Raw genomic sequence first — 1,125 nt, 5'->3', positions numbered from 1 at the left:
GGTGGGAGGCCCGCTTGCCGCAGCGTTTCGGCGGCGAGTAGCCGGCCGAGCCAGGGCGCGTGCTGTAGAACCTGCAGATCGTGCCAGGCATCGAGCAGCAGCGCCACCAGCAGCACCGGCGGCAGACCTTCGGTCTCGGTTAGCACGACCCGCCATTCCTCAAGCCGCTCGTCCTCGTCCCAATCGAGGTCGTAGACCAGCGGATCTTTTTCGCGAGTGCTGCCGCGGCCGGACGTCTTTGCCTTTTCAATGGCGGCGTCCGACCGGGCCAGCACCGCATCAATCGCGGCGAGTTCGGCGTCCAAGGGGCTGGTGACGTCAGAACCCTCCGCCCCCTCCCCTTCTGGAACTGCAGTGTCGCCGGACTCGGCGCCGATTTTTCCCACGGCGCCGTCGTCAGCATGTGATGGTGCAGGCCACGCCTGCCCGCGCAGGGCGCGCAGGCCATCTAGGCTCAGCGCCCAGCCTGGTAGCTGTGAAGCTATCCGTCGGCGCGTCTTCAAAACGTCACGTGCGATGGTCAGCTCGTGCGTCGGGGCACGGACGTCGAGGCCGGCGTCATGGAGGACGAGGTCCTCGAGATGGATGAGCTCGCCGTCGATCCACAGCGAGGCGGCGGCATCGGCAAAATGGGCGCGTTCGATCCAGCCCGCGCCGACCGGCGAGCGGGCGATGCGTTCGTCGAGACGCGCCAAAGCCGCGCCGGCGTCCGAGATCGGCCGCAGCAGGGTGTTGATGGGCAAATTCGACAAATCATAACGCATTGAATTTATGGTAAACGATTTGCTAAACGGACGCTATTTTATAGTTAGAGTCTGCCACTGCATGGATTGCTCCAAGGCCACGTCTCACTATCGATACGGACCAAGTATCGATAGTGAGCCATCTGAAGGTGATTTCCTTGCCATCTGGAGCCAAAATCGTTATCTTCGAAGGGATTCGATCGAGGAAACGCAATGTCCGAACCGCAACTGTCCGTCCGCAGCACCAAGGCCCGGGATTTGGCGCACGCGCTGGCGCGCCGCACGGGTCAGCCGATCAACAGGCTCGTCGAGCAGGCGCTCGAGCACTACGATCTGGAACTACGCCAGCAGTCTGCCCGGACGCCGATCGACGTCCTGTCGG

At 63.2% G+C, this 1,125-nt stretch carries 2 protein-coding genes; one reads left to right on the top strand and one right to left on the bottom strand.

Annotated elements, in window-relative coordinates; translation table 11 throughout:
- A partial coding sequence (locus ACFHWW_RS33820) for an RHE_PE00001 family protein (RefSeq protein WP_379943712.1) occupies window positions 1–764 on the bottom strand: 764 nt, incomplete at its 3' end.
- A gap of 192 nt (window positions 765–956) precedes the next feature.
- Here ACFHWW_RS33820 and ACFHWW_RS33815 point away from each other — a divergent pair.
- A partial coding sequence (locus ACFHWW_RS33815) for a type II toxin-antitoxin system VapB family antitoxin (RefSeq protein ID WP_379943714.1) occupies window positions 957–1,125 on the top strand: 169 nt, incomplete at its 3' end.

It is taken from the genome of Sinorhizobium sp. P24N7, from assembly GCF_042436655.1.
GTDB lineage: Bacteria > Pseudomonadota > Alphaproteobacteria > Rhizobiales > Rhizobiaceae > Sinorhizobium > Sinorhizobium meliloti_A.
This window is presented reverse-complemented; position numbering and strand designations above follow the sequence as displayed.